28 protein-coding genes are annotated in these 25,484 nt (G+C 62.8%); 17 read left to right on the top strand and 11 right to left on the bottom strand.

Going from position 1 to position 25,484, the window contains the following annotated elements; translation table 11 throughout:
- The first annotated feature begins 89 nt into the window (after positions 1 to 89).
- From ILT44_RS04455 to ILT44_RS04420, 8 genes are all read left to right on the top strand, one after another.
- Entirely contained in the window at positions 90 to 458 is a 369-nt protein-coding gene (locus tag ILT44_RS04455; RefSeq protein WP_204238369.1) for a hypothetical protein, read from the top strand.
- Positions 459 to 877: 419 nt separating this feature from the next.
- Positions 878 to 2,209 (top strand): AAA family ATPase, encoded by a 1,332-nt coding sequence (locus ILT44_RS04450; protein ID WP_204238368.1) that lies wholly within the window; start codon positions 878 to 880, stop codon positions 2,207 to 2,209.
- Positions 2,210 to 2,219: 10 nt separating this feature from the next.
- Entirely contained in the window at positions 2,220 to 2,585 is a 366-nt protein-coding gene (locus ILT44_RS04445; protein WP_204238367.1) for a hypothetical protein, read from the top strand.
- The gene (locus ILT44_RS04440; protein ID WP_204238366.1) at positions 2,578 to 2,817 is read left to right on the top strand and encodes a hypothetical protein; all 240 of its coding nucleotides are present in this window, start codon (positions 2,578 to 2,580) and stop codon (positions 2,815 to 2,817) included. Before ILT44_RS04445 ends, ILT44_RS04440 begins: the two co-directional genes overlap by 8 nt.
- Positions 2,814 to 3,194, top strand: coding sequence for a L5-gp82 domain-containing phage-derived protein (locus ILT44_RS04435; RefSeq protein ID WP_204238365.1), 381 nt, complete (start codon positions 2,814 to 2,816; stop codon positions 3,192 to 3,194). Before ILT44_RS04440 ends, ILT44_RS04435 begins: the two co-directional genes overlap by 4 nt.
- Complete coding sequence (locus ILT44_RS04430) at positions 3,191 to 3,463, top strand: hypothetical protein (protein ID WP_204238364.1); 273 nt, start codon at positions 3,191 to 3,193, stop codon at positions 3,461 to 3,463. Before ILT44_RS04435 ends, ILT44_RS04430 begins: the two co-directional genes overlap by 4 nt.
- Positions 3,460 to 3,897: a DUF6634 family protein gene (locus ILT44_RS04425; protein WP_204238363.1), complete on the top strand. Its 438-nt coding sequence runs from the start codon at positions 3,460 to 3,462 to the stop codon at positions 3,895 to 3,897. The genes ILT44_RS04430 and ILT44_RS04425 overlap by 4 nt, the downstream gene beginning before the upstream one ends.
- Positions 3,898 to 4,131: 234 nt before the next feature.
- Positions 4,132 to 4,494, top strand: coding sequence for a hypothetical protein (locus ILT44_RS04420; protein ID WP_204238362.1), 363 nt, complete (start codon positions 4,132 to 4,134; stop codon positions 4,492 to 4,494).
- A gap of 65 nt (positions 4,495 to 4,559) precedes the next feature.
- Here ILT44_RS04420 and ILT44_RS04415 read toward each other — a convergent pair whose 3' ends face one another.
- Positions 4,560 to 5,144 carry a hypothetical protein gene (locus ILT44_RS04415; RefSeq protein WP_204238361.1) on the bottom strand — a complete coding sequence of 195 codons (585 nt, stop codon included), beginning with the start codon at positions 5,142 to 5,144 and terminating at the stop codon, positions 4,560 to 4,562.
- Positions 5,145 to 5,270: 126 nt separating this feature from the next.
- On the opposite strand from ILT44_RS04415, the gene ILT44_RS04410 reads away from it, so the two are divergent.
- Positions 5,271 to 6,311, top strand: coding sequence for a hypothetical protein (locus ILT44_RS04410; RefSeq protein WP_204238360.1), 1,041 nt, complete (start codon positions 5,271 to 5,273; stop codon positions 6,309 to 6,311).
- 13 nt (positions 6,312 to 6,324) lie between these two features.
- Positions 6,325 to 6,660: a Rap1a/Tai family immunity protein gene (locus tag ILT44_RS04405; RefSeq protein ID WP_204238359.1), complete on the top strand. Its 336-nt coding sequence runs from the start codon at positions 6,325 to 6,327 to the stop codon at positions 6,658 to 6,660.
- Here the strand turns inward: ILT44_RS04405 and ILT44_RS04400 are convergent.
- The 5 genes from ILT44_RS04400 to ILT44_RS04380 all read right to left on the bottom strand — a co-directional run bounded on the left by ILT44_RS04400 (position 6,657) and on the right by ILT44_RS04380 (position 8,602).
- Positions 6,657 to 6,860, bottom strand: a complete 204-nt coding sequence (locus ILT44_RS04400; RefSeq protein WP_204238358.1) for a nucleoside/nucleotide kinase family protein — start codon at positions 6,858 to 6,860, stop codon at positions 6,657 to 6,659. The genes ILT44_RS04405 and ILT44_RS04400 overlap by 4 nt on opposite strands.
- A 397-nt stretch (positions 6,861 to 7,257) precedes the next feature.
- Positions 7,258 to 7,446 (bottom strand): hypothetical protein, encoded by a 189-nt coding sequence (locus ILT44_RS04395; protein ID WP_204238357.1) that lies wholly within the window; start codon positions 7,444 to 7,446, stop codon positions 7,258 to 7,260.
- 178 nt (positions 7,447 to 7,624) lie between these two features.
- On the bottom strand, positions 7,625 to 7,810 hold the full coding sequence (locus ILT44_RS04390) for a hypothetical protein (protein ID WP_204238356.1): 186 nt from the start codon (positions 7,808 to 7,810) through the stop codon (positions 7,625 to 7,627).
- A 76-nt stretch (positions 7,811 to 7,886) separates the two neighbouring features.
- Positions 7,887 to 8,267: a hypothetical protein gene (locus ILT44_RS04385; RefSeq protein WP_204238355.1), complete on the bottom strand. Its 381-nt coding sequence runs from the start codon at positions 8,265 to 8,267 to the stop codon at positions 7,887 to 7,889.
- A gap of 56 nt (positions 8,268 to 8,323) precedes the next feature.
- The gene (locus ILT44_RS04380; protein WP_204238354.1) at positions 8,324 to 8,602 is read right to left on the bottom strand and encodes a hypothetical protein; all 279 of its coding nucleotides are present in this window, start codon (positions 8,600 to 8,602) and stop codon (positions 8,324 to 8,326) included.
- 1,731 nt (positions 8,603 to 10,333) lie between these two features.
- Here ILT44_RS04380 and ILT44_RS04375 point away from each other — a divergent pair.
- From ILT44_RS04375 to ILT44_RS04365, 3 genes are all read left to right on the top strand, one after another.
- Positions 10,334 to 11,488 (top strand): RHE_PE00001 family protein, encoded by a 1,155-nt coding sequence (locus ILT44_RS04375; protein WP_204238353.1) that lies wholly within the window; start codon positions 10,334 to 10,336, stop codon positions 11,486 to 11,488.
- A gap of 567 nt (positions 11,489 to 12,055) precedes the next feature.
- Positions 12,056 to 13,735 carry an MFS transporter gene (locus tag ILT44_RS04370; protein ID WP_204238352.1) on the top strand — a complete coding sequence of 560 codons (1,680 nt, stop codon included), beginning with the start codon at positions 12,056 to 12,058 and terminating at the stop codon, positions 13,733 to 13,735.
- A gap of 250 nt (positions 13,736 to 13,985) precedes the next feature.
- Positions 13,986 to 14,486 (top strand): hypothetical protein, encoded by a 501-nt coding sequence (locus ILT44_RS04365; protein WP_204238351.1) that lies wholly within the window; start codon positions 13,986 to 13,988, stop codon positions 14,484 to 14,486.
- A gap of 505 nt (positions 14,487 to 14,991) precedes the next feature.
- Here the strand turns inward: ILT44_RS04365 and ILT44_RS31850 are convergent.
- The 3 genes from ILT44_RS31850 to ILT44_RS04350 all read right to left on the bottom strand — a co-directional run bounded on the left by ILT44_RS31850 (position 14,992) and on the right by ILT44_RS04350 (position 17,721).
- Positions 14,992 to 15,201 (bottom strand): hypothetical protein, encoded by a 210-nt coding sequence (locus tag ILT44_RS31850; RefSeq protein ID WP_372441130.1) that lies wholly within the window; start codon positions 15,199 to 15,201, stop codon positions 14,992 to 14,994.
- 97 nt (positions 15,202 to 15,298) lie between these two features.
- Positions 15,299 to 17,089, bottom strand: coding sequence for a vanadium-dependent haloperoxidase (locus ILT44_RS04355; protein ID WP_204238350.1), 1,791 nt, complete (start codon positions 17,087 to 17,089; stop codon positions 15,299 to 15,301).
- 413 nt (positions 17,090 to 17,502) lie between these two features.
- Complete coding sequence (locus tag ILT44_RS04350; protein WP_204238349.1) at positions 17,503 to 17,721, bottom strand: hypothetical protein; 219 nt, start codon at positions 17,719 to 17,721, stop codon at positions 17,503 to 17,505.
- A 396-nt stretch (positions 17,722 to 18,117) separates the two neighbouring features.
- On the opposite strand from ILT44_RS04350, the gene ILT44_RS04345 reads away from it, so the two are divergent.
- A complete protein-coding gene (locus ILT44_RS04345) occupies positions 18,118 to 18,498 on the top strand; it encodes an adenylate/guanylate cyclase domain-containing protein (RefSeq protein ID WP_204238348.1) in 381 nt (126 codons plus the stop codon).
- Between the two features lie 40 nt (positions 18,499 to 18,538).
- On the top strand, positions 18,539 to 20,449 hold the full coding sequence (locus tag ILT44_RS04340; protein WP_204238347.1) for an adenylate/guanylate cyclase domain-containing protein: 1,911 nt from the start codon (positions 18,539 to 18,541) through the stop codon (positions 20,447 to 20,449).
- Here the strand turns inward: ILT44_RS04340 and ILT44_RS04335 are convergent.
- Entirely contained in the window at positions 20,446 to 20,892 is a 447-nt protein-coding gene (locus ILT44_RS04335; protein WP_204238346.1) for a YHS domain-containing (seleno)protein, read from the bottom strand. The two genes, ILT44_RS04340 and ILT44_RS04335, sit on opposite strands and share 4 nt — an antisense overlap.
- Positions 20,893 to 21,300: 408 nt before the next feature.
- On the opposite strand from ILT44_RS04335, the gene ILT44_RS04330 reads away from it, so the two are divergent.
- Positions 21,301 to 22,608, top strand: coding sequence for an adenylate/guanylate cyclase domain-containing protein (locus ILT44_RS04330; protein WP_204238345.1), 1,308 nt, complete (start codon positions 21,301 to 21,303; stop codon positions 22,606 to 22,608).
- A 247-nt stretch (positions 22,609 to 22,855) separates the two neighbouring features.
- Positions 22,856 to 23,803 (top strand): L-histidine N(alpha)-methyltransferase, encoded by a 948-nt coding sequence (gene egtD / locus ILT44_RS04325; RefSeq protein WP_239467905.1) that lies wholly within the window; start codon positions 22,856 to 22,858, stop codon positions 23,801 to 23,803.
- Positions 23,804 to 23,960: 157 nt separating this feature from the next.
- On the opposite strand, the gene ILT44_RS04320 is transcribed toward egtD, so the two are convergent.
- Complete coding sequence (locus tag ILT44_RS04320; protein ID WP_204238343.1) at positions 23,961 to 25,238, bottom strand: App1 family protein phosphatidate phosphatase; 1,278 nt, start codon at positions 25,236 to 25,238, stop codon at positions 23,961 to 23,963.
- Positions 25,239 to 25,484 lie beyond the last annotated feature (246 nt).

Below are 25,484 nucleotides of genomic sequence, written 5' to 3'. Positions count from 1 at the left end.
TGAGCCAAGCCGCCCTTTGTGTCCTACTCGAAGCCCTGGCCCTGCGCCGGGGCTTTCCTTTTGGGCCAGGGTCGCGCATTCCTTTCGGCATGACCGAAGAGACTCGCCCTCCCAAAATTCGATTCATCAAGGTCGCCGAGGACGAGGTCGCTCAATTCCGCGAGCTCGGGCAGGCGGTGTTCGGCCTGGGCTGGGTGTACCGACTGGCAGCGTTCGCGGGTGTCTCGACACGGACGGCTCAGCGCTGGTCCGCCGGTGAGTCCACGGTGCCGGCGGGCGTCCTGCGCGATCTGGACGAGCAGAGGCGGCGCCTCAATGAGACCCGGTACGAGCAGCAGCTCTATGACCTCCTCGACGCGATCCTGGCCACCGGCCTGTCGCCGCACGTTGTATCCGCCCATCTCCGCGACGCCGCCGCCCGGGTGAAACCCGAGGAATCCACAGGCTCCAAGGACTGAAGTCATAATCCTTTAGGACATTCTTAACCATTTTGTCGTATAAGGTGTGCAGCGTCTCGACAGTGGGTCGTGCGCGATGAGTCCGAAGGGGCTGACACATGTCAAACGACACCAAGGGTCGAGTCGCGCGCCTGCGCGAGCTGCAGACCCGTTTCAACATACAATGCAGGCGCCAGGTGACCGGCGTCGTCTCGACGGAAAACCTGTACCGGGGCGCGCCGTTCCGCGATTACTCAATCGAACGTGACCTGCGCCTTTATTGCGAGCAGAACGTCCCCCTGTTCGAAGGCTACGGCGTACCGCTTGGCCTCCTCGCGGCCCGGCTGCGCGATTTCCACGACGACCCGTGTCATGTCACCGCTTTCGCCGCGGCGACCGAGGCCGAGCGGACGCTGTCCCTGCCAACCGCCGACTGGCCGATGGGAGCCCTCAGCGCAGCGCGCGATGCGTATCATCGCCTGATGTTCTACGCCTGGTGCGACGGCGCCCCTGGGGCTGCCTGGCACGTCGCCAAGATCGCCTTCGACATGGAACGGATGGCCACGGATGAGCTCGCGCCCGCGCAGCTCCACGCGACCGTTTGGGAAGCGCTCCGGACCGAGACACCCTCTTTCGCGTGGGCCGACGAGCGCATGCGCCTGCAATCGCATGCCGCCGCGATGGTGCATCTCGCCGAGGCCGGGCGCCTGGCATTCGACGTCTACGAAGCCCGGGCCACCGTCACCGAGGAGCAGCGCAAGCGGGAGAAGACCGTCCAGGGTAGCGTCCTGCGCGATCTCCTGGACAACCCGGCCGGCGGGGTTCAGATGGACATCCTGCAGGTGCTCCCGGAAGACATCGAGGACGAGGAGCCCCAGGTCCGCGGGCGTGTGGTTTTCCCGGCGCTGGAGCCCACTACCGTCACCACGGAAGGGCGCCGCACGGGGTCATCGGCCGTCGCGAGAGGAAAGGTCGGGCACGTGGCCGGCAAGGTCCTGGCGTACGATCCTCCTGCCGATCCTGAGGTGGTCTTCAAGGCACTGCAGGCGGAATACCCGCAAGCCGAGGCCGCCAACACGGCCGTCGCGCAGGATGCGGTTGTATCGCAGCAGCTCGGCTACGCATGGCTGCGCCCCTCCCTCCTCGACGGGGCGCCCGGCGTGGGCAAGACGCGCTACGCCCGGCGGGCCGTCGAGGCCTCTGGTCTGCGCTACCTGCTGCACTCCGCAGCAGGCGCATCCGACGGCCAGATCGCCGGCACCAGCGCGGCTTGGGCCTCAGCGAGATTGTCGGCGCCCGCCCAGGCTCTCCTCCAGTTCGAGCGCGCGAACGCGTGCCTCATCATCGACGAGATCGACAAGGCCGGCACGAGCTCTCACAACGGCCGCTTGGACGAGGCCTTGCTCCCATTCCTGGAGCGGGAGACATCGCGCCGGATCGTCGACCCGATGCTGGAGGTGCCGCTCGACCTGTCGTGCATGACGTACCTCATGACGGCGAACGACCTGCACCGGGTCGCCGGGCCGCTGCGCGACAGGCTGCGCGTGCTGCACATCCCCAGGCCCAAGGCCGAGCACCTGCCGGCCATCGCCAGGACCATGGTCGCCGACATCCGCGAGGAGAACGGCGTCGACGAGCGCTGGCTGCCCGATCTCGACGGCGACGAGCTCGACCTCCTTGCAGGCCAGTGGACCGGCGGGTCGATGCGCCGCCTCCGCAGGTTGGTCGAGGTCCTCGTCATGGGCCGCGCGGCCCTGGCCCCGCGTCATTGAGGAGGTGGCAATGCAGAAGCAAGATTGGCGGGCGGCATTGGTCGCCCGGCACCGGCATCGCTTTGCCGTGGAGACAGCGGTCCGCGTGCCCGAGGGCTGGCGTGGTCTCACCGAGGCCATGGTGCGCGAGATCGACAACGCGCTGTCTCCGGAGGAGCGTTTTGTCATCCTGAGCATCCACAAGGCCAGGGGCCAGCTCGCGATGATCTCGGACGGTTGTCTGGGCACGTCGACCCTGGCGTACCGTCTCTACCTCGCCGCGGTGGAGCTCTCGAAGCACCGGTGCGAGGTCTGCGGCAAGAGTGGGGATCCCGTCCTCGTCGGCAACGGCACCGAGATCCGATGCTACGAGCACAGGGAGGCCAACGATGGCTAACCTCTCGACCGCCATGGTCTGCGCTCTCGACCTCGGCGAGGCCTTCCGCGAGCACGACGAGCGCCCGCAGCGCGCCGCCCAGGCTTTCCTGGACGACCTGTCGGTGGCGCGCTTGGACGAGCTCGTGGCTGCCATGTGGATTGTCATCGAGCATCCCTCGGCCAGGGCGCCGGAGATCTGCGAGGCCTGGCGCATCATGTGCACGCTCAAGAGCGGCAGGAGGTACCTGTGACGAAGGCTGATGTTTACTGGCACACGCGCAAGCGCATGTGGTCGGTGCGCGTCGACGGCAGGGTCGTCGACCACATGGTGAGCGTTGCCTTGGCCGACTGCCGGATGGTCGTCCGTGAGGCGGAAAGGCAGCGCTACATCCGAACGCGTCAGCGCAACGTAAGCGCGTGGATCACCGGCACGCTGGTCTCGCCGCCTCCGCCCGGGACGCTTGGCTATGAGTTCGTCCTCATCAACTACAGCCCCTACTGGTGCGGTGCCTTCACCATCAGACCAAGCTACCAGCCGATCCATCGTGCCGATCTCGTCGTGCTCACGGAAGGCAGGCAGGCCTGGGCTCTTGTTGAAAGCGATTGGCAGCCGGAGAATTCAGCATGAGCAGGTATTCGAGATACTTCCTGGATGACAACTGGCAGCCCCCGGCGCGCATGATGGCCGAGGCCCCGATCCTTGAGGACTACGAGCTCCTTGAGGAGGGCGAGGACCTCCACGTGCGAGGGATCGTGCATGGGTCGCCCGACGCCAGGTTTCCGGACGGATCGCAGGTCACCACCGGCGTCGTCCAGGTGCTCGACGAGGAGCATGGCTACGCAGTGACGTATCATGGCGCCTGGCGATTGGGCGCCCGCAACGGAGGCAACACATGACACAGAACAAGGGCCGCCTGAGCGCTGAGGAATGGGACCTGTTCGTCGCCCGGATCGAGCCGACCGACATCGACCTGATGGCGGCTCCCGTGCTCGACGATTGGCGCGTGATGCACCGTCGTGGCGTGCCGTGCGCGTTCGGTCGTGTCACTGACCATCCACAGCATGGCACCGGTCACCTGACAACCAGCGAGGTCCTCCGCATCGCTGATGACGAAAGCTGGCTCCGCACGCGGAACCGGTTCTACCGCTTGGGCCGCCGCTATGTGCATAGGACGACCCAAGAGATCGCCGAGCAGGTCATGGGCGAGCGCACGTCGGAGCGGTCTGGGCCCTGGGCTCCGCATCCAGGCTTCCAGGCGCGCGACCATTTCCCGGACCTTCCGCTGCCGCCCATGGAAGACGATCAGGGGAACTCCCTACCTCAGCCGTAGGGCTACCATCGGCCGTGCAAGAATCTATAACCATCGGCTCCACGGAGGCGCCGATGACCAATCCACGAATCGACAGCCCGAATCTTTACCAAGAAGCCCTCCCGGCGCTCGTTGCCCTCATGCTCGCCATCGCATCTTTCGCCTGTGCCGCAACGGTTTCTTTGTGGTGAGGCAGACGTGCGCCGGATGTCGGGCTGACGTCGGGCGCACATGCAACCCACAAAGGAAATCGACATGCGTACTGTCGCTCTCGCGCTTTTGTTATCGGCAGCCCCCGCGCTCGGGTGGGACGGCCCGGGCTGGAGCCCCTGGAGCCTGTCGTTGCAGGAGATGCGCGACGGCCTGTCCTACAACGCATCGCTGACCTTCACGCGCTCAGGGAAGGCCTGGCGGGTCGAGGGAAGCTGCACGATCCATGACCCGGCGCACGGCGCTTGGCTGACGCAAACCGCGAAGGGCATCGCCAGGAGATCCGAGAGCGGCATGCGGGCTGACCTCGACAGGCTGGATGGCTTCTTCGTCAACGCGGATAGCATCGTGTTCGGGACCATGCTGTGCCCGAGTGGCCCGTACAACCTGGGCACGGGCGACCGCTGAATTGACCAACCAATCCTACGTTTTCACCAACAAAGCCACCAAAGATTCGTTGGTGAAATCGTTGGTCAAACGACAGGCACGCGCCACGGCTGCCGCTCGCTGCGGGTGCGGTAGCGCTCGTCATACTCCGGCTTGTAGGGGAACTCATCCTTGTGTTCCTGCAGGACCTCCCAGACAAGATCGTGGACCACGAACGGCACGTCCCATCGGTCGAGTTGTTGGCCATGCCGCGCGTTGATGCGTATCCAGCCCGATCCTAGAAGGCCTGCCGCATGCCCGGCGTCCAGGGCCCCGGTGAAACCCTTCTGATTGTGGTGCAGCAGGTATGCGAAGATCTGCCTCTCGACGGGCCGCAGCATGGGGATGTGAGCCTCGAACTCCCGCTTGAAGGCCCGCCGCGCCCGCCATCCGGAGACGGCCTGGCGCGGGTGCTCGGAGGCCTTCACGAGCGCGGAGGCGATGGACGCCAGCGCCAGGCAGGCCGAGACCAGGCCGACGACGACCGCGCCCTGGATGATGTACTCGTGGAGCGGGACGGGGAGCAGCCCGGAGCTGTTCAGCCAGACGATGAGAGCGGAGGCGCCGGCCAGGGCCGTCGTTTGCCAGCCGGATGCTTTGAGGATTTCAAGCCATTTGGGATCAGGAACCATGGGCGGATGCTATATCCCACCAGCAACCTGTCCCACAATGCCGGGGCGCGCCGTCCCCGATATCCACGTGGCCTTGCTGTCTCCGGCCAAGCTGCGCTACCGTCTCCTTGGGGACGGGCCTGGGGCATGTCTGATAGCTACACGATGACCAGGGACGAGGCGCTCACCGCCTCTAAGGCCTGGGTCAAGGACCGGGTCGAGCCGGGGCGGGCCGCGCATTCGAGCCAGAAGAATTGGTTGCTCGGGCAGCTCGCGGCGCGGTGCGTCGCCGAGAGCCTGAAGCAGGGTGAGGCCGAGTGGGACCTGGAGCGCCGGCTCCAGAAGGCCTTCGACCTTGTCGAGTCGATCCAGCTCAACGGGCGCGGCAAGGTGCTCGGCGAGATGATCTACAAGAAGTCCGTTGAAGCCATGACGGCGGAGGAGCGCCGGGCCTACGAGGACGCCAAGCACCGGGTCTGGCGTAGGCACGATCCGAAGCGGGGGTTCCGCGAGGGCTTGAAGTCCGACCACATGCCGGGCATCGACAAGCAGCACCTGCTGGCCGACGTCGCCGACTACTTCGAGCAGCCGTGGCTTCGGCATCCGCTCCTCGACTACATCCTCCTCGACCAACTGATCACGCGCGAGCTCGCGGCCTTCGGCGAGCACATCAAAGAATTCATGATGCCGTTCCCGCGGGACACCATCGGTCTCAACCGCCGCTATCTCGACCACGACGGCAACCTCGATGAGATGAAGAAGATCAGGTGGAAGGAAGTCGGCGAGCGCCTGGTGATGTGGCTGGCCTGGGCCCTGCTCATCCCCGGGGCCGCGGTCATGCTGGCCTTCTTCCTCGGGGCCGACGGCGTCGGCGAGTTCCTCCTGAAGGTCTGGGGCGGGCTGCTCGTGGCGCACTTCGGCCTGAGGATCCTACGGGTCGTCCTGCGCATGTTCGGCCTGGGCCGCCTCGTCGACCCGTCCTCGAAGGCGATGAAGGTCTGGGGCGAGATGTACAAGGTCTGGAAGGAACTCGAAGGCCCTGTCGTGAACCCGGCGCTCGTCAAGGAAGCCATGCTCAAGAGCAAGGAGCATGGGGCGGCCTGGGACTCGGCCGCCTACTCGATCATCGACAAGGTCATCGCGACCGACGCGGCCGTGTGGGTCGTGGATCCGTCACGGCGTGATTAGGCAGGGGCAGGAAATGCGTAGAGTTGTTTTGGGTGTCGCCCTGTTGCTGGCGGCAACGTCGGCCGGGCGGGCGGAAAGCATGTGGGTCAACGGACAGGAGTTCGCCCAGGGCCACTGCGAGAAGAAGCAGTTGGCCGCGAACCGCTACGTCGTCGGGCTGATGGACGGGTACGCGACGGGATCCCAGATCAGCAAGTCACGGGGCTACTGCACGCCGCCCAGCGTGTCGGCCGGGCAGGCCACGGCCGTCGCCTGCAAGTATGCCCGGGAGAACCCGACGGAATGGCACGTCCCGGCTGCGTACCTGGTGATCAAGGCGCTGCAGGACGCCTGGCCCTGCAACGACTAGGCGGCCTGGGCCTGCTCGTGCAGGCGCAGGATGGCGGAGACGCGGTGCACCAGGTCGGCGATGGTCCCGTCGTTGGCGAGCTCGAAGTCGACCGCGATGCCGGCCTGCTCGGTCTCGGACACGTGGCCACCGGCCACCACGCCGGGCCGGTTCACCCTGATCAGGATCCCGCCCATCTCGCCGGATCGCCGTGGCCTCATTGGCGAAGCGCACGTCATCGATCACAACGCGCTGCCCGTTCGCCCAGGCCCGCTCGACGCCGTTGCGCGCCAGGTGCAGCCAGGGATCGGGGCGAATGCAGACCCGCCCCCACTCGGTGCCCAGAATTCGCATCAAGTGGCGGCAGCTCACGCCGGGGCCCGAGATCTCCTCCAGCTTCCTGTCGCCGTCCATGCGCTACAAATCCGGCGGCAGCCCTTCAGATAGTTCGCGATAGCCGTGAGCGGCTAGTCGATCTCGTGCGTCAAGGTGGAAGCCTAAGATCTTCGTCGACATGCTCATCTCGAACGAGATTGCCTTATACGGTGAGCACATCAAGCAGTTCGTGACGCCGTCCCCGCGAGACGTTTTGGTCATGGATGGAGGCTACATCTACAGCTAGGGCAATTTGGAGAAGAAGCAGGAGATCAACCAGTCACCGATGCCCGACAAGTTGTTCATGAACTTTGTCTGGAACTGAATCGTGCCGCCTTTCAACTCCAATGCATGGTTGACCGGCTTCATGCTACTTGGCATCTGCCTACTGCTCATCTCATGCTGGCTCGTCGCGAAGGCGAGAACCGGCATTAAGAGGCTGCTCTGGAGAGAGGTCCCGCCGTCATCGTCTGATGCCCCTATGAGGATCTGGTTTGAGATGTGCAAAGTCTAGGATGAGCTTGATGGCCTGACGGTGAGTTCCTGCATGCTGCGCGATGGTTTGCTCAAGAGCCGCGATAAGTGGACTGTTTGGAACACGACCGTCTATTCAATCGTAGACCGACCCGTCCGTTGCAACCGTTTCTTTTGGGTAGTGCAGCCGATACGCAACTGACGGCTTCACCACCATCGTGCCGAGCGCCCCAGTTGCTGCTTTGCAGGCCAGGATCTCGTTGGTGAAATCGGAAGCATACGCACCTTCACTTCCGATCTCCTTCAGCGCCTTGGCTGCCATAATTGTCCCAGTCTCTGCGGACTGTCGGCACTTTCGTATTTGTGGTTCGGCGGTTCAGGCGATTGCGGTCACGCTGCTAGACCAACTCACCCTGCATCTGTTCGAAAAGGAGCCACTCCAGCCAGTATTCGTACTGACAAATCTCTTGCGTCGGGCCAACCTGGAGCAACTTGCCTATCTGCTCCATCAGCTGCTTGGCCTCTTGCTGTGGTACAGCGATATTATACTCACGGTCCTCATCATAGTCATTGTTTTCGAGGCCATAGAGGCGCTTGAAATAGCCCGAGATCCGTTCCAGGCAGACGTAGTACGTGTTATAGAGCATCAAGGCGTCCCGCTCATCTGCGGCCTCAGTACCTTCCTGACGACGGAGCCTCGCCTGCTCCGCCAAGAGCTCGTCATCGTCCATTGCTTCGAGAACCTGAAGAACTTCGTCCAGCATTCCGTAATTGATCATTACTCTTCCCCTATCTGCGTCTCATATTGTAGTGATGGTTCCATGACCTCGTCGGGTCAGAAGTCATCGCGCTCAGCGTTCCGGCGAGCCCTGATACGGTCGCGCTCCATGCTCAGAAACTCGTCGAGGGACTCGATGAGTTCCTTGCGCTGCACGCTGCTAAGTGCAAGTTCGCTATCCTCCGGATACGCCCAATGCGCTAAATGCTTCCCATTGCGCCAGCTGTCCCAATCGCCTCCTTCAATGCGGATATTTTCATCTGCGGCCTCGATGATAGCGGTGTAAACCCGCTCCACAGCAGGATCCCATCCCGCTGCATCCTGTATGTTGCCCACGTGACATTTCCTCGTTGAAAGAATGAACTTTGATGTTTCACTCGTGACGAAGACACGGTGCCAGAAGTTGGCCAGGAGTCGAGTAGGGGGATGTGTCAAGCTTAATTTCCGCTTAATCTGTCACGTGGTTAACAGATGCCCGCTGAATTGTTAGGGCGCAGCGCGTGCCCAGGCCATAAGACATTTTTGAGGGCAGCCAAGAATTCTCGCTCGAGCGCCGGATCAGCCCAAAAGTGCAGACCCATTTTCGGTCCGATGCCTTAAAAGCGGATACCGCAATCAGACGCATTCATCACTCAGGTAAAAAGGGAGCCGAGTTCGCGCGGAAGCTTAGGGTACGAGCCTGCGAGCACTGCAAATATGGTTAGCTGGCGATAGGCCAGCTGACTTGCTGTCAGCGGCGAACGAATGCAGGTGTCATGACCCTGCAGGGGTTATCACACGTTGTCCGCAATGATGATTGAGGGCTTCCGCTTTTATCGCATCGACCGCCTGATCAAGATCGGGGTATGGCTCAATTGTGGTTAGGACAGCTTCTCAGCGGTCCTTGGCTTCTGTCGAAGCCATCGGTCAGTCAAACCGATGACGCAAGTTTGTGTGGTCCGCCGCAACTGTAAGGACGCTTTTTGGACCCTGCATCGCGGTGGGTTGCGTCCAGAGTTGACATAACCCTGCCCAACTCCTTCAGAGCCGCGCTAAGTCCGGTTCAATGTGTTCCCAACCACTTGCCTTGTAGATGCGGGATAGAGATTGGTCGATCCTGATCTCCCAGAACTCGTCGAAGTTTGAAGGATCGGACTTCGATTAATGAGGAGGCGAAGGGCATCGACCATGCAAATGACATCGCGTCACCCACCCGCGACCGCGCACCGACGCTCTTGGTTCTCGCGCTCGCTGTCATAGCAAGCCTTTGCGCTGCAATAGCTCCATGATGGCCAGGCTGACGTGAGACGGACATCAGGCGCACGTTAGGCGCAGCGGAAAGTCACAACAGGAAATTCTCATGCGTCTCCCACTTCTCACGCTCTTGCTTTCGACACCCCGGCTCTGGCACAGGATGGGCCAGGATGGAGCCCTTGGAGCACTACGGTGAACGAGATGCGCGATGGGATCTCGTACAACGCTGTGTTGATCTTCGCGCGCCAAGGGAGCGCACGGAAGGTGGAGGCCTCATGCCAGGCGTGCGACCTCGCAACCAAGGCGTGACTTACGCAGAAGAGCATGGGCATTGCTCGCAGGTCAGAGCAACGCCTCCGCACTAACGTGAGTAATCTCTCCGGCTTTTAGATCGATGAGAAGTCGGTGGTGTTCGGGACGATGTTGTACCCAAGTGGCTCGTACAACCTAGGGACCGCAGACGAGAGGCTGCTCCGACTCCTGCCGTACCAGAGATGAGCAGGCTCGGAAAGTGACTGTACACTGCAGCCCCTACGAGCAACTGATCGTTTGCAGACGTCTCTCAAGTCCTTTTGTTAACCAGCCGGGAAAGGAAGGACGTCCACAAGCGTCTCGAAATGGCTTAAAACAAAGGCCTCTGCTGCCATTCAGCGCCTTCCGTACTCGTTGCGGCATCTCCAGAACGGTCCGCCAGTCACACCGCTCGCGATCTTTGCGAATGCCGTGCCGCAGAGTGCACAAAAGTCTCATCGTTCATAGTAGCAATCTCTTGCTTTGCTTCCGCTGGCTAAGCTATAGCTCGGTTCATCAATGACTTAGCTTGAGGGTGCAAGCGTGGCTTTCGGCAGGGCAGGGGACTTTGACGACGAGCGGCTGGTGCCCCGCTCCTATGCTCTGCCGGAGCTGCGGTGGGAGACCATCGCCGGGCGTCTCGAGCCGATCACGATCAGCATCCTGCGCTTCGACGCCCGACTGGAGGCCTCGGGTCTTTCTGCCGGCTGGCAGTCGCGCTGCGACATGACTGAGGCGGTGCGGGCCCTGCTGCTCGACGGGCACCTCGTCGATGTCGGGGATCTGGTGCTGCACGATGCCGGCATGGACGTGCGCCATCCCACCCACGAGCTCACCCGGGCCGCGGCTGCCCTCCGCGCCCGCCGCACCGCCCTGGCCCGCAAGGCGCCGTGGCCGATCTCCATCGACGGCTTGGCCGCCCTACGCGGTATCGGCCCCGTGGCTCAGGACAAGCCCACCCGGCCCAAGGGCAAGCGGCTGGATCCGGACGATGACGAGGCCTACCCGCTCTATGCCAACGATGCCGATCCGTGGAAGGCGCACTTTGCCGAGATCGATGCCCTGCTCGAGCGCACCGGCAAGGTGCTCGCTGGCGAGACCCCGATCCCGAAGAGCCGCTCGCATCTGGTGTACGATCCCGACCAGGACGAGAGTGAGGCCGAGGACCTGTGGCTCGATGTGGTCCAGCGCACGGCCCACTGGCCGGCCATTGCGGCTGCCGCGGCGGCGTGGAACGCGTGGCTCGATCTCAACCTCTACACCCGCCTGCCCTGGCTTGGCCTGATCATGGCTGCCGCCATCCTGCGGGCGCGGGGACTCACCAACCATCTGCTGCCGCTCGCCGCCGGCTTCAAGCAGTCGAAGTTCCGGCCCCAGGGCCGGGAAGGGGCAGCCGAGAGGCTCGAGGGCTTCTGCCAGGTGCTCGAGGGGGCCCTTGTCCTCGCCCACAAGGATCTCGACCGGCTCATCCTCGCCCGTGAGCTGATGAGCCGGGTCACGGCCAAGACCCGCTCCAACTCGAAGCTGCCGGAGCTCGTCGACTTGTTCCTGTCGCGCCCGCTGGTCACCGTGCCGCTCGCGGCCAAGCTGCTCAAGGTCACGCCCAAGGCCATTGACCTCATGCTGGCCCAGCTCGGCGGAGCCCTGCCGCGCGAGCTCACAGGCCGCACCCGCTACAGGGCCTGGGGCATCGTGTGAGGCTACCCGACCACACAGCTAACGCCTCTTTGTCGCCTTACTGCCATGGTTCAGGGCTTGCTGGCGAACCTTAACCGGAGAGGGCAGCTTGTTCGAGGATCACGGGAGCACACGGATCGATTTAGCCTGTCCTCACTGCCGGCAGCTGTTCAAGGTCCGGCTGCGGAAGCTCCGCTTCGGGACGGATCTGACCTGCCGCCTGTGCCGGTACGAGTTCTCGGCTCAGGAGATTTCCAGGCGTCCCGAGGTTCAGAACGCGCTGGCGCGTATGCAGTCGATCGTGAGGCAGAGGACAGAGCAAGCGAAGCCCTGTCAGCCAGGTGACGTGGCGGCTTCTTAGCCGGTTCAGCAGCCGAACCTTCTTGAGCACCGAGGCGATGAGCTTCGCCCATTGATAACCCAGCGCCGTGGCGAGCAGGGCTCCTCCGATATCTAAGCCGGGAACGTGAGGCCCATTCTAGCGCCAGCTATATTCGGCGCCTTGGTCCCCACCTAGCAGGCAACGCCGCTGGCCCTACCTAGTCGCCCAAGGGCTGGCTCAGGCCCTGCCCTCACATTGAGTTCTCCATGCCAACAAAAGATGCTGAAGGATCGGACAGGCCCACCTCCTCGTTGGCGCCTTTCCGGCACCGCATCTTCCTGGCGGTTTGGATTGCCAGCCTTGCCTCCAACTTCGGTGGGCTGATTCAGTCGGTGGGCGCGGCCTGGCTGATGACCTCCATCGGCGCATCGGCCGACCTCATTGCCCTGGTGCAGGCCTCGACGACGCTGCCGATCATGCTGTTCTCGCTCATGGCCGGCGCCATCGCCGACAACTTCGACCGGCGCAAGCTCATGCTCGCCTCGCAGCTCTTCCTGCTGGCGGTATCGGTCGCCCTGACTTTGTGCGCCTACTTCGACCTGGTGACGCCCTGGCTCCTGCTTGGCTTCACCTTCCTTGTCGGCTGCGGCACGGCCTTCAACGGACCCGCCTGGCAGTCGCTGGTTGGCGAGATGGTGCCCCGCTCCGACCTGCCGGCAGCGATCGCCCTCAACAGTATGGGCTTCAACATCGCCCGCAGCGTCGGCCCGGCCCTTGGCGGCCTCATCGTGGCAACAATCGGCGCCTTCGCGGCCTTTGCGGTTAACGCGATCAGCTATCTCGGGCTGATCGTGGTCCTGGCGCGCTGGCAGCCTGCCAAGCCACCCAGAGTGTTGCCACCCGAGACTCTCGGGTCTGCCATGGCGGCCGGAATCCGGTACGTGGCGATGTCGCCCAATCTCAGCGTTGTGTTGCTTCGTGGAGCTGTGTTCGGTCTGGCGGCCATTGCAGTCCAGGCCCTGATGCCGCTCATTGCCCGCGACCTGATCCAGGGAGGTCCGCTCACCTATGGCCTCCTGCTTGGGGCCTTCGGCGCCGGGGCGGTCGGTGGAGCCCTCTTGAGTACCCGTCTGAGGCAGGCGCTGTCGCTCGAGGCTCTGGTGCGCATTGCCTTCCTCAGCTTTGCCGTCTGCGCAACCGTCGCAGGACTGAGCCCCTTCACCCTCGCGACGATGGTCGCGATGGCTCTCGGCGGGGCGAGCTGGGTGCTGGCGCTCTCGAGCTTCAACGCCACCGTACAGCTGTCCTCGCCACGCTGGGTGGTCGGACGCGCTCTGGCGCTCTACCAGATGGCGACCTTCGGCGGCATGGCCTTCGGCAGCTGGATCTGGGGCGTCGCGGCCGAGCATTATGGGACCTCGGACCCTCTGCTGATGGCAGCGGTGGTGCTGGTGGCCGGAGCCGCACTCGGCCTGCGGCTTCCTTTGCCCGAGTTGAAGACGCTCAACCTCGATCCGCTGAACCGGTGGACGGAGCCCCATATCGCAGTAGACATCTTACCGCGCAGTGGCCCGGTTGTGATCACGATCGAGTACGTGATCACGCAAGCGGACGTAGTAGCTTTTCTTGCCGTCATGGCCGAGCGGCGGCGGATCCGGCGCCGGGACGGCGCGCGGCATTGGACACTGCTGCGGGATCTGGAGAACCCGGAGATCTGGATCGAGCGCTACCATAATCCGACCTGGCTGGACTACGTGCGGCACAACCAGCGCATCACCCAGGCTGACGCCGCTGTGGGAGAACGGCTCCGGGAACTTCATCAGGGGCCGGACCGGCCACGCGTGCGGCGCATGATCGAGCGCCAGACAGGCGCGTCATTCCTAGATCCAGGATCTCTGACCCATGACCTGGTCGAACCCCTGACAGATCCAACCCGGTCGTCCTGAGGGCTTGCTGTCACCGCAGCAGAAGATTTGACAGCGGTCATGCGAAGCAGGTTGGCAGTGGGGTGCATTCACCCTGCTGGAACGGACATCCTGCTCGACCTATCGCTGCCCGGTATCCTCAGCATCTTCATCAGCCTTTGTAGTCCCACTACAACGGATAGGGCGGTGACGTTGGCCGCCGCTGCGTGTTGACAGGTGAAGCGTCGGAGGATCACGATCCTTGAGCGGGAACTCCACAAGGAGCGTCACGATGGACAGCTTCGGCCCCATTCTGAACTGGCGACTGAAACACGGCTCGCACACGTTTCCTGGGCAAGACGGCGGAACCTGCATCAATGAGGCGGCCATTGTGGCAACCGGTTTCTCATACCAGCCGGTGCGCTCAGTGGAAGACATGCCAGGGTGCTTTTCGCGTCCGATCTGCCGGCTGGCGATGCAGCTGAACGACCAAGCCAATGACGAGCAGCGGCAGCATCTGCTGCCCTTCGTCACCCGCTTGGCCTGTGCCGACACGCCGACTGTGGAGCGGGACGCTTACATCGCCTCGCGCATGAGATGGTGTCTCCCGTTTCGGGAGGGTCTCAAGGTTCTGGAGGGCGCGCTGGCCATCGGGCGGCAGGCTGACGGGTTCCCGATAGAAGAGGTGAGAACCCGGATGGAGACTGTTCGAGACCATGCGCCCGGCCCTACGTCTGAAGCCGACCACTTTCTGTTCTCGACGTTCCAGGGATGGTTTGTTGGTATAGTTTAGATCGAGGTGCGCCTCACGATGCGGAGCATGCATTCGGTTCCGAGATGGGCCAGGGCTTGTCTCAATGGGCTCCTTGGCAAACCGCGATCCCATCATCAGGCACGAGGCCGCCGCCGCTGCCACATAGCCGGCACCGGTGGCGACATCTGCGACCCACATCCCAGGTCTGACCGCGGTGGCATCGAGAAGCGCCCCAATGGCTTGCGTCGTGAGGGGTGAGAAGAAGTCATGATAGTTAGCGGCAACCTCCTGGTCCGACCAGCCTTGATGCTCAAAGTCGCGAAACGACGTCTTCGGCTCCGTCATCGCAGCCTCCATCGGCTCAGGCCATTCGGAGATCCATTTTACTCCAGTACTGGCAGGTGTGACGAGGATGGTTCCAAAAAGGCAGTTATCGGACACACTGCGGCGGGGTGCATCCGCACGCGCGCGAAACCTGTCAGGAGAGCTGAAGGCACCGCCAAGTTGTCGAAGAATGACATGCCTGTCCTTGCTTAGACGGCACTCACGATGCTGGTCGCCTCAGCCCAGACCTGAAGAGCACGGGCACAGCGAGATCTTCGGCATTGGTGTGGGCAGAACGGCGGAACAGGTTTGCTACTTGATCGTAAACCGCGAGAAACCGCTGTGTCGGCCCGGCTGACTTGAAGCGCTTCATGATGCGCTCGTACACGCTCTTCGCCAGATTCAGTCCAACTATGCTAACCTCTTCCATGCACCCCTCCCCAATTGGTGCAGTTCAACACCTCCACTTTGGCACACCAAGGCCGTTGGGAGCGTCCACCTCATCATGTGTGGACGCCCGGCTGCTGTCAGATTGTCACGCGGCTGCCGTCGAAGCGCGTGAAGGAGAACCCGTCGAAGGGTTCGCGGAGGGTAGCGCGCTCGTCCCGCAGCATGGCGATCGCCACTTCCTCACCAAGCGCCATCGAGGCAGAAGCGTCGGAACGCCAGTGGATGCCCGCCCAATTCCGTCCGAAACCGAAATTCACCGCGAGCTTGTTCAACTCTCCACCAACCGTGAGCGGCGGGCCGCTATAGGGCACGAGCCGCGTCGGGTCGGCCGGATCGGGCTGTACCGAGTTGGCGATGACGCGGCTCTCGTCGAAAAACGCCTTCAATATGGTAGCCGTGACGGCACCAACGCCCGTGGCACCGCCGGGATAGGTGGAGTGAAGGGGCGAGGCCTCCGGATAGGTTTGTGACAAAAGATAGGTGCCGTATTTGGCCTTACTGCGATCGAGGGCTTCCGATTTCAGGAAGTCATCATGCAACGGGTAGTCGCTCACACCATTGGCAAGGCGATGGTGCGCCAGACCGCCGTAGGCTTCCGGTCGTACAGCACGGTGCACGAAATACTTCTGCCAGTAGGACGCGCGGACGGAGTTACTGATCCCCGTGGCGAGTAGTGCCCGCACATAGCCCAACCCGAAGGTGGCATCCGCAGGGCCTTGGGTTTTCGATTTCCGATACGGGTTCGATGGGGAGGACACGGCCTCTGCCGGTGGAAACATCCCGGAGTAGCGTTGGTCCGTCCCACCACCGGGGGTCGCAAGAATCAGTGCTGCCGCCCACCCGAGGGCAGGACCACTGTGGATATACTCCGCGAGATCTCTTCCTGTCGTTATGTATCGCGGTGTCGCGTCGAACTGCAACTGGCGTTTCGGTGCGGCGCCGTTCTGGATCGCCAGCCACTCCTCGTATTCGGTCAGGAATTCGCTGGCGGGCGTCGCGGTGCGAATTTGAGCACTCATCCACTGTGCGGCATAGGGCACGTCCCGGAGCAGGAACTGCGAGATCAGCGGGCCGTCCAAAACGCCTGGGGGCGTGACGGAGCGGCCCTTCGGGTCAGCCGGATCGAAATAAAGCACATTGGCACGGAACAGCGTACCGGGCGTGACCCGCCCACCAGACTTCGGCCCCCGGAAATCGGCAAGCTTGTTGAGTTCTTCGGTTGCTGCAAGCACGTCGCGATTGGAGGTGTCGTCGCGCAATTCGGTAAGCGGAACATCACGAAGCAGGGATTGCCAATAGACCTCGACCGCCTCGCCGCCGCGCTCCGCACTTGCAAGGGCTGGTGCCGGCGGTATCCCGATCTGAGTAGGGTTTAGGCCGCTGAGACTGACGGCCTCTGTGCCTACGGGATTGACCAGTTTGCGAGTGCCGCCGAGCGGGATTTTCTCGAAATCAGTGGGATCGCCCGACTGGCAAGCGGTATAGAGGGCCTGCCATGCTGCTTGCTCCACTTCGCCGCGTTTGTCGTGCGGCAGGCCCCGTGAGTCGGAACCGATCTTGTTGGTGTAGCGGGCCTCATCGCCATTCGTCGGGTGGGGCGCGATGGGGATCTTCTCGTTGTTGCTCGCGCAGACCTCTCGGACTTCGAAGGCGCGGCGCTTGAACGCCGCATCGAGCGGTCGCGGGTCCGCGCTCACAGGCTGCGCCGCAGCCGGGGTAATTCCAGGCATGCTCGGCGGAGACGCAAGCACGGCGGCGCCAACCGCGATGCCCGCCCCGCCGAGCAGCGAGCGGCGAGTGACCGCGGTGGTCGGTAAGGCTGGTGATGTCAGGTCGGATTCCGTCGAAATGGTGGGGTGGTCAGCCATGGAGGTCTCCTCCCTCGCAGGCACCGCTCTGGGGCCCGCGTTTTTCCCTTTTCAGGATTCTGACGGGGATTCCCAGATAAGCGGCCCGGTGGCGTGCCTTCGGGAGCAGAATAACCCTGGCGACGATTTTTGAACAGCACCAAAAGGCTGTTTTGCGGCCTGGATCGGCCCCGATTGCCGGTCGTACCCGCCCTATCGCGCCGTTCCGCCCATCCCGGCGGATGTCAGGCGCACCTCTCCCGTCTGGATCCATAGGATTGCTTGTAGGTGCGGGTTCAACATCGCTCCATCTGCCGCGGTCGGAAGTCCTTGATTATCTCCAAGATGCGGCGGAATAGGTTGCGGGGGAGTGCCACCTTGGCGATCTGGAACGGTGTATAGCGGGGGTGACCGATAATCTTTGGGCCCTTCGGTCATCTGGGGTGGGAGGACGAGGCCCGCAGCAGCAGGGGCAGGGCTGTGCCAGCCTTGGCGAGGCCGTCCGTGAGTTCTGCCGCAATGGTCTCCAGGGGCGGCCCGCGCGCGAGGAGGAGCGCGCGGGCCCGGGCCAGATTGGTGACGCGTCTGCTGTTGGCGAGGAGGCCATAGTGCCGGATGCGTCCTGACCCATTCGATGACCGAGGTAGACCCAACTTGAACGTTATGGAGAAACAGTTTTGGTGGTCGCAGAACGGCCTCTCGGGATTATCGCCGTCAGACGCGCACAGCGCCCGTTAACGAGGGGGATTACGCAAGGAGCCCCGTGAACCTTCCTGCTTGTCCTAATCGCCCAGGGTTTGCATCCAGTTGGCGATGCCTGCTGGCCGAATGCCGCTTCGCCGGCCCCCTCTCGCCGACGCGGCCAACCCAGCGCTAGCCAAGAGGATCCGAAAGGAGCAACATCCCTGCGGGGTGAAGGCTGTGGCCGGGCATCCGGGCCATGTCGGATCACCGGCCTCAGCCCTGTCGACGGGCGGCCGCCATGCCACAGTCACGTCGCACACGGGCAGCCGGTCGAGCGCAAGCTCGCTGCGATCCTGGCTACCGATATGATCGAGTATTCGCGCCTCATGGGTGCGGACGAGGCCGGCACGCTGGCCCGGCTCAGGGCCCTCCGCAAGGAGCTGATCGAGCCCCGCATCGTCCGGCACCGCGTCCGCACCATCAAGCTGATGGGCGGCGGCGCCCTCGTCGAGTTCCTGAGCGTCGTCGAAGCCGTCGAATACGCGATCGAGGCCCAGCAGGTCACGGCCGAGCACCAGGCCCGGGTCGCGGAAGAGAAACGGATCCCCTTCCGGATCGGCATCGACCTCAAGCGGACATGCGGCTGCCTGTGCCGCATCGGGACCTTGAGCGCTCAAATGTCGGGTTGGTCAGTCGGGGAGCCTGCCTGGTTCCCAAGTGCCTGGTGGAGGAGTTTCTCTCAATAATCCACTGGAACGGCCGTCGGCGTGAATTGGGAGAGCCACATTGACGACGGAGCGTGTGGATCGGCGACTGGCGGCGATCCTGGCGGCTGATGTCGCCGGTTACAGTCGCCTTATGGGAGCAGACGAAGAAGGCACGCTGGCGCGGCTGAACGAGCATCTGCGCGTCCTGATCGATCCGACGATCCACGAGTACCGCGGACGCATTGTCAAGACCACCGGCGACGGTCTGCTGTCGGAGTTCGCCAGCGTCGTCGAAGCCGTGCGCTGCGCCGTCGCAATCCAGCGCGGCATGGCTGAGCGCAACGTCGCGGTGCCTCATGAAGAGCGCATCGAATTCCGAATTGGCGTCAACGTCGGCGACATCATTATCGAGGGACCAGACATTTTCGGGGACGGCGTCAATGTGGCGGCCCGCCTGCAAGTGCTCGCCGAGCCGGGCGGCATCTGCGTATCGGGCCGTGTGCAGGAGGACGTACAGGGCAAGATGGACATCGCCCTCGTCGATTGGGGCGAACACAAGCTCAAGAACATCGCGCGGCCTGTGCGGGCGTATTGCCTGCGAGTCGATGGGAGGTCCAGCGCACAGTTCACCCGCGGACGCGCAGGCTTGATGGCCGCCATGGCTGTCACGCTCGCGCTTGCGGCGGGATCGGTGTGGCTCGGTGTTACCTCCGGGTGGAAATCTATCGGCCCTTTGCTTACTGGCAATGAGTTCACGAGGAACGTCGAACTCGGCGCGAGACCCGCGATCGCCGTACTTCCATTCCAAAGCCAGAACACCGATCCAGAGCGCGATTATCTCGCCGATGGCTTGACGCAGGACATCATCAACGCGCTCGGCCGGTTTTCCGCGCTGACCGTGATTTCGTGGAACGCCGTTTTTCCCTACAAAAACATGCCCGCGAGCCCCGGAGAGATCGCCCGTAATCTGGCAGTGCGCTATCAGGTGGAGGGCAGTGTACGCCATGTCGACGACCGCCTCCGCGTCGCCGCACAACTCGTTGATGCAGGCGGCAGGGTACTTTGGTCGGCCCGCTTCGACGAGGCGATGATCGACATCTTTGCCTTGCAGGACAAGATTACGTCCCAGATCGCCGGGGCCTTGGCGATCGGCGTGACCCAGATCGAACAACGCCGTGTGTTGGCGAAGCCGACGGAAAGCCTTGCAGCCTACGATTACGTGCTCCGCGCACGGCCAGCTTTGCAGCGCCCAACGCGCGCGAACAACGCGGAGGCGCGCGTCCTGCTCAGACGCGCCATCGAGCTGGACCCCAATTACGCTGCCGCTTACGCAGCACTCGCCGAAACCTATCACCTCGCGGCCTCAATGGGCTGGGCGGAGTCGCCAATTGCCTTTCTGGCACGCGCCGAGGAACTGGCCGTCAAAGCGCTCAGCCTTGACAATTCCGAAGTGCGCGCCCGCGTAGTCCTCGGCCACATCCACCTTTTTCGTCAGCGATATCGTGAAGCACAGGCAGAGATCGACCGCGCCCTTACCATCAATCCCAACGACGCCCAGGGGCTTGCCGGGCGTGGCACCGTATTGTTGTGGCTGGGACAGACGGATGCCGCGATCGAGGCCTTGGAGCAGGCGCAGCGTATTGATCCCGAGCTCAATGGCGTCGACCGCTTTGCCCTGAGCCTCGCATACTATTTGAGACGGCGATACCCCGCAGCCATCGAGCAGGCGGAAGTTAATCTTCGCACGGCTAGCAGCGTAAACTCCAGCCGCATCGTGCTAGCTGCGGCCTATGCCCAGAACGGCCAGGCTGAGGATGCCGCCCGTGTTGTCACGATGATACGCCGCGTCTTCCCGACCTTCGATCCGCATGAATTCGGAACCAAGTTTCTGAAGTCTGCCGATCTCGACCACTTGCGTGACGGCATGCGTAAGGCCGGCCTCTATCCGGTCACAGGCGATCCGCTGCCGGACGAGAGAATGAACCGCTAGTGTGCTTGAATGAGCGGGCGGTTCTGGTTGGCCTTGGCAACGTTGGCAGCAAGGTCCTGCTGGAAGAGCGCAGGTCCCATCGGCGCTGCCTTACCGAAAATATAAAGCTTACCGTCGCTGATCAGCCAGTTCTCCGGGTTTGCCTCGTCGAGTTCGCCCATTGCCAGCGCCATGGCACAGTAGTCTCCGAACTGGGGCGCGTAGCGAACAGGATCGGCCTTGAAAAGCTCGCGATGTTCGGCGCTCACGAAGTGGTAGCGGTGCTCATCCCATTCGAGCTCAAAATCCGGCAGCCCGCGTGTGGGCGTTCCCATATCGAAATAGGCGACCGGATCATAGCCCTTAATGGCCAGCGGCTTCCCGTCCGCGGCGAAGGAATAAGGCGTAAGCAAGCCGGCTGCAACGAGGATAAGGCCAGCATCTCGGCGTGAGAGCTTCGGCATGGCACTGTCCTCCCGGCGCGGCTTCCCTCGAAGCCAGCGGGATCCATTATATACCCTCAGGCAGTCCTCCTCCACCTCGAAATCTCGGGGATCAGGGCAGCGGTGCTTCGGGATTGCCTGATCCCATTCTTCGTCGGGTTGCGGCACGCCTGAGATCCAAGCTCGAGGGCAGCAATCCCCATCGAACCGGACGTTCCGAGAACGCAGGAAATCTCGGTTCCTGACCCTGAAGAGACGTTCCGTAGTGGGCTTGTGTAAAGGGAAGTCGGGCATCACCCGCCCAGCCCACCTCCAACCGCTTCATCGTAAGGCCCTATCATCTGATGATCTCCCATGATGGCGCTCGCTGCATGAGCGGCCTCGGTGTATCCTCTCGGCAAGCTGCGGCCTCTCGGCGGGAGACAGGACGTGGATGTCGCGCAGTGGCTACGGAGCCTCGGGCTGGCGCAGTACGAGCAGGCGTTCCGCGACAATGCCGTGGATGCCGACATCCTGCCGCGGCTCACTGGCGAGGACCTGAAGGAGCTCGGCGTCCATGCGGTCGGCCACCGCCGGAAACTCCTCGACGCCATTTCACAGCTCGATCGCTCGCTGGCTAACCCTGGCAACATTGGTGTGGAAGCGGAGCGGCGGCAATTGACGGTGATGTTCTGCGACCTCGTCGAGTCGACCACCCTCGCAAGCACTCTGGACCCCGAGGAATACCGCGCCGTCCTCAGCGCTTATCATGAAGCCTGCTCTGGAATCGTTGCCGAGTGCAGGGGCTACGTGGCGAAGTACATGGGCGACGGGGTGCTCGCGTATTTCGGCTATCCGCAGGCTCACGAGGATGATGCCGTCAGGGCGGTCCGCGCTGGTCTGGCCCTAGCCGAGGAGGTGGGCCGTGTCCCGGTTCCGTTCGGAGTGGATCCGTTGCGCGCTCGGGTCGGCATTGCCACGGGCGTAGTCGTGGTGGGTGATCTGGTCGGCGCAGGTGCAGCCCAGGAACGGAGTGTGGTGGGCGAGACCCCGAACCTTGCCGCGCGGCTCCAGACCCTTGCGGCGCCGGGCGCGGTGGTAATCGCGCCGGCGACCTGGCGCCTGCTCGGCAGCGGCTTTTACCTCGACGATCTCGGTCCCCAGAACCTGAAGGGCTTTGCTGCCCCTGTCGGGCTCTGGCAGGTGCTCGGCCCCCGCGCCGTCGAGAGCCGCTTCGAGGCCCACGGCACGCGGACTGCGTCCCTGGTCGGAAGGGCCGAGGAGCTTCGGCTGCTCGCACAGAGATGGGAGCAGGTCAGGGGTGGAGACGGGCAGGTGGCATTGCTGTCCGGCGAAGCCGGGATTGGCAAATCGCGGGTCGCGCGCGAGTTCCGCGACCACGTGCGGCCAGAACCCCACACCGAGGTGCAGTGCCAGTGCTCGCCCTTTTTCAGCAATTCTCCGCTGCATTCGTTCGTCGAGCGGATCGAACGGGATGCCGGGTTCCGGCAAGACGATACGCCCGGCGAGCGGCTGGTGAAGCTGGAGACCTTCCTGGCTCAGGCGACGGACGACGTCCTGACGGTTGCGCCTGTGTTCGCCGCGATGCTCTCGCTTCCCACAAGCGATCGTTACGGGCCGTCGCCATACGATCCGGGCCAGCAGCGGGAACTGATGATGGAGGCGTTGATCGGGTACTTGCTCGGTCTCGCCCGGCGGCAGCCACTTCTCCGGTTCTGTCGCAAACTCGAAGTATAGGTGTTTTTCGGCGCCATGTTGGGTCACGGCGGCGGCGTTAAGTCGTTGATACTACAGCGGCCGGTCAGCACGAGCCCACCAGTATAAACAAGTAAAAACCAAGTTTGCGACAGAACCCTATTGTGCACCATGGGCGTTTGGACCCTGGCATGCACCTGATCGAGAAGCCCTTCATCGATGCTGAGCGGGCCACAAAAGTGAGGCGCACGCTCGACGAAGACTAAAGGCGCAAGCCCCATTAATGACCATGCTCACGCAGGAGGCCGGATTGATCGAGCGGAATGAGGTGCTGCGGGATGTGCTTGGCGGTCTGTCTCTTGCCCAGAAGACGCTTCCGGGCAAGTACCTGTGGGATGAGGCGGGGTCGTCCCTGTTCGACCGCATCTGCTACACGCAAGATTACTACCTCACCCGCTGCGAGGGTGCTCTCCTGCGCTCAACGGCCGATGAGATTGGCAGCCTGGTTGGGTCCGGAGCCACGATCGTCGAGTTTGGCAGCGGAGCAAGCCACAAGGTTCGCATACTGCTCGATACACTCACTGCGCCGACGCGGTACGTTGCTCTCGACATCTCACGTGAGTTTCTCGAAGCCGCCACACTGCGGATTGCAGAGGACTATCCGGGGATCGAGGTTTCTCCGGTATGCGCGGATTACACCAAGCAGATCACCCTTCCGATCGAGCGTGGGGTAAGTCCGACCCTTGGGTTCTTTCCAGGCTCCACGATCGGCAACTTCGATCCTGCAGGCGCAGTCGCATTTCTGACGCGGGCCCGCGAGACCCTTGGGCCAAGCTGGTTTCTGGTTGGAGCCGATCCCAATCGTGATGAACAGAGCCTGTTACGCGCCTACAGCCAGGCTGATGGTCTAATGGCTGAGCTGCATAAGAACCTGTTGGTTCACCTCAATCGCCTTCTCGGCACTGTATTCGATCCCGAAGACTTCCGCCACGAGGCCCGCGTGCAGCATGACCCGTTCCGTGTTGAGGCTCATCTGGTTGCCACAAGACCATTGATGTATCAGGTTGGGGAGGTTCCAATCGCGTTTGAGGTCGGGGAGAGCATCCACACGGACACCTCGTATAAGTATGATGTTGGTACCTTCCAGAACTTAGCAAGCCAAGCCGGTTGGCAACCTGTGAGGTTCTGGTGCGCTGAGCAGAATCGCTTCTGCCTTCACTTGCTACAATCGAGCTAAGACAGTGATGCCCAGCAGAGCCACGACTGCCAGCGTCAGTTGACCCCGCAGAGAAGCGTATCATCGTGGCGCGCTGCACAAGGATGACGGTTAGGAACGGCTCAGGTTCTAATAGCCTGAAAGTTATCATCTTGAGCCAGCAGATACTCCCATCCCATCAGGGTTGCTTGGGCTGCTCCCGTGTTGTCGGCTCGATGATCACATTGGGCGGCATCGGCTCGGATCCGGTCCCAACCAGATCCTGCAAGTCACCCTGCGCTACGGCCTCTGCCGTCCGCGTTGGAGTAGACCTCTGAATGCCGTAGGTCTGCGACTCAGGCTCAGTCGGATCGGTAGCCGTTCTCTCGTTCCGGACTTCAGAGACAGTCTCTGCGGAAACGAGACTAAGGCTCGCGGCGTGCTCGGCCATCGCCACACTGTCGGCCGCCAGAACCAGGCTGCTGCCCGCGCCCGCCACCACCTTGGCGAGGTCCTCAATCTCTCTGATCCTCTTGGGATCCCGTGAGACATTGCGGATGTAGACCGCCAGCACCCGCCCGGGATGCTCCTCGACAATCTGACGATAGATCTCGGGATCGTGCTGACCGCTGTCGCCGATGAGAATGAAGGGCAGCTCACGATAGAGTGCCAGCATGTTGTGGATCAGCTCGCGCTTGTGGTCCTCGGCCTTGCGCGGCAGCGGACTTGTCCAGGAGACGCCCCATTCCCGCAGGAACAGGATTGGGCCGATCGGGATACCATGCCGATCGAAAAACGCTTCCAGCACCTCGTAGATGCCCCAGGGGGCTCGTGAGACATAGAGCATGGGGTTGTGCTGGTCGCCGGAGGCGCCGGCGTGCAGGGCGCGGTACAAAGCCCCGACTCCGGGAAACGCTACCCGGCTCTGCGCGTCTTCGACGAACAGGCGCCAGAGCATCCTGAGCTTGTTGGCAACCCCGGTGTGCATGACCGTATCATCGATGTCGCTGATGACCACATACCGGCAGCTGGCTGGCGGGATGAAGATCTGAGCCTGCGCCTGAACCGCATGGGGCTGCGGCAGGGTCAGATCCATGATGTGCCATGAACGGTCGAGCCGGGGAGGCAGGGCAGGGGAGAGATGGACCCGAAAATAGCCGTCCTTGTCGGTGGTGACGGTTTCCTCCGCTCCATAGAACCGGGCGGTCACGATGGCATCGGGGATCGCGCGGCGGGCAATGCGCCGACCGATGTCGCGTAGGTTGGTCAGGAGGTATCCTCGTCTGGTCTCCGCGTGTGGACTCGATTGTCGGAACACCCGGCCAATCAGGAAGACCTCGGAGTGGGATCCATAGCCACGGTAGGGCTGGATGACCACGCCCCTCTCGCCTTGCGCATCCTGCACGGGCCGGGCAGCGATGCCCAGCATCTGGATGAGTGCGCCCAGCGATTTCCTCATTGCGCCGGTGAGGCTCATCGCGTTGACCTCGTATCCTTGTCTGGTCTCCCAATGAGTGGGTCGTGGAAAAGATCCTAGGAGTACTGCTCTGTTGAGCCATGATAGTCTTGCACCCGCTGCGGCAGGCCAGACTTATTCTGCTTGATAGCCAAAGAACCTCTGACTTTTAATCAGAGGGTTCTGGGTTTGAAGTAGTTTGGACTTAATCTGACAGACGGTGTCGTTAAGCTGAGGCATGAGCCGAGGCCGGGCGCGGAGTGGACG

Origin of the sequence: Microvirga arvi, from assembly GCF_016892765.1 — a bacterium.
In the GTDB taxonomy this organism is placed as follows: Bacteria; Pseudomonadota; Alphaproteobacteria; order Rhizobiales; family Beijerinckiaceae; genus Microvirga; species Microvirga arvi.
The sequence above is the reverse complement of the archived record's forward strand: the minus strand, read 5'-3'. Positions and strand labels throughout refer to the sequence as shown.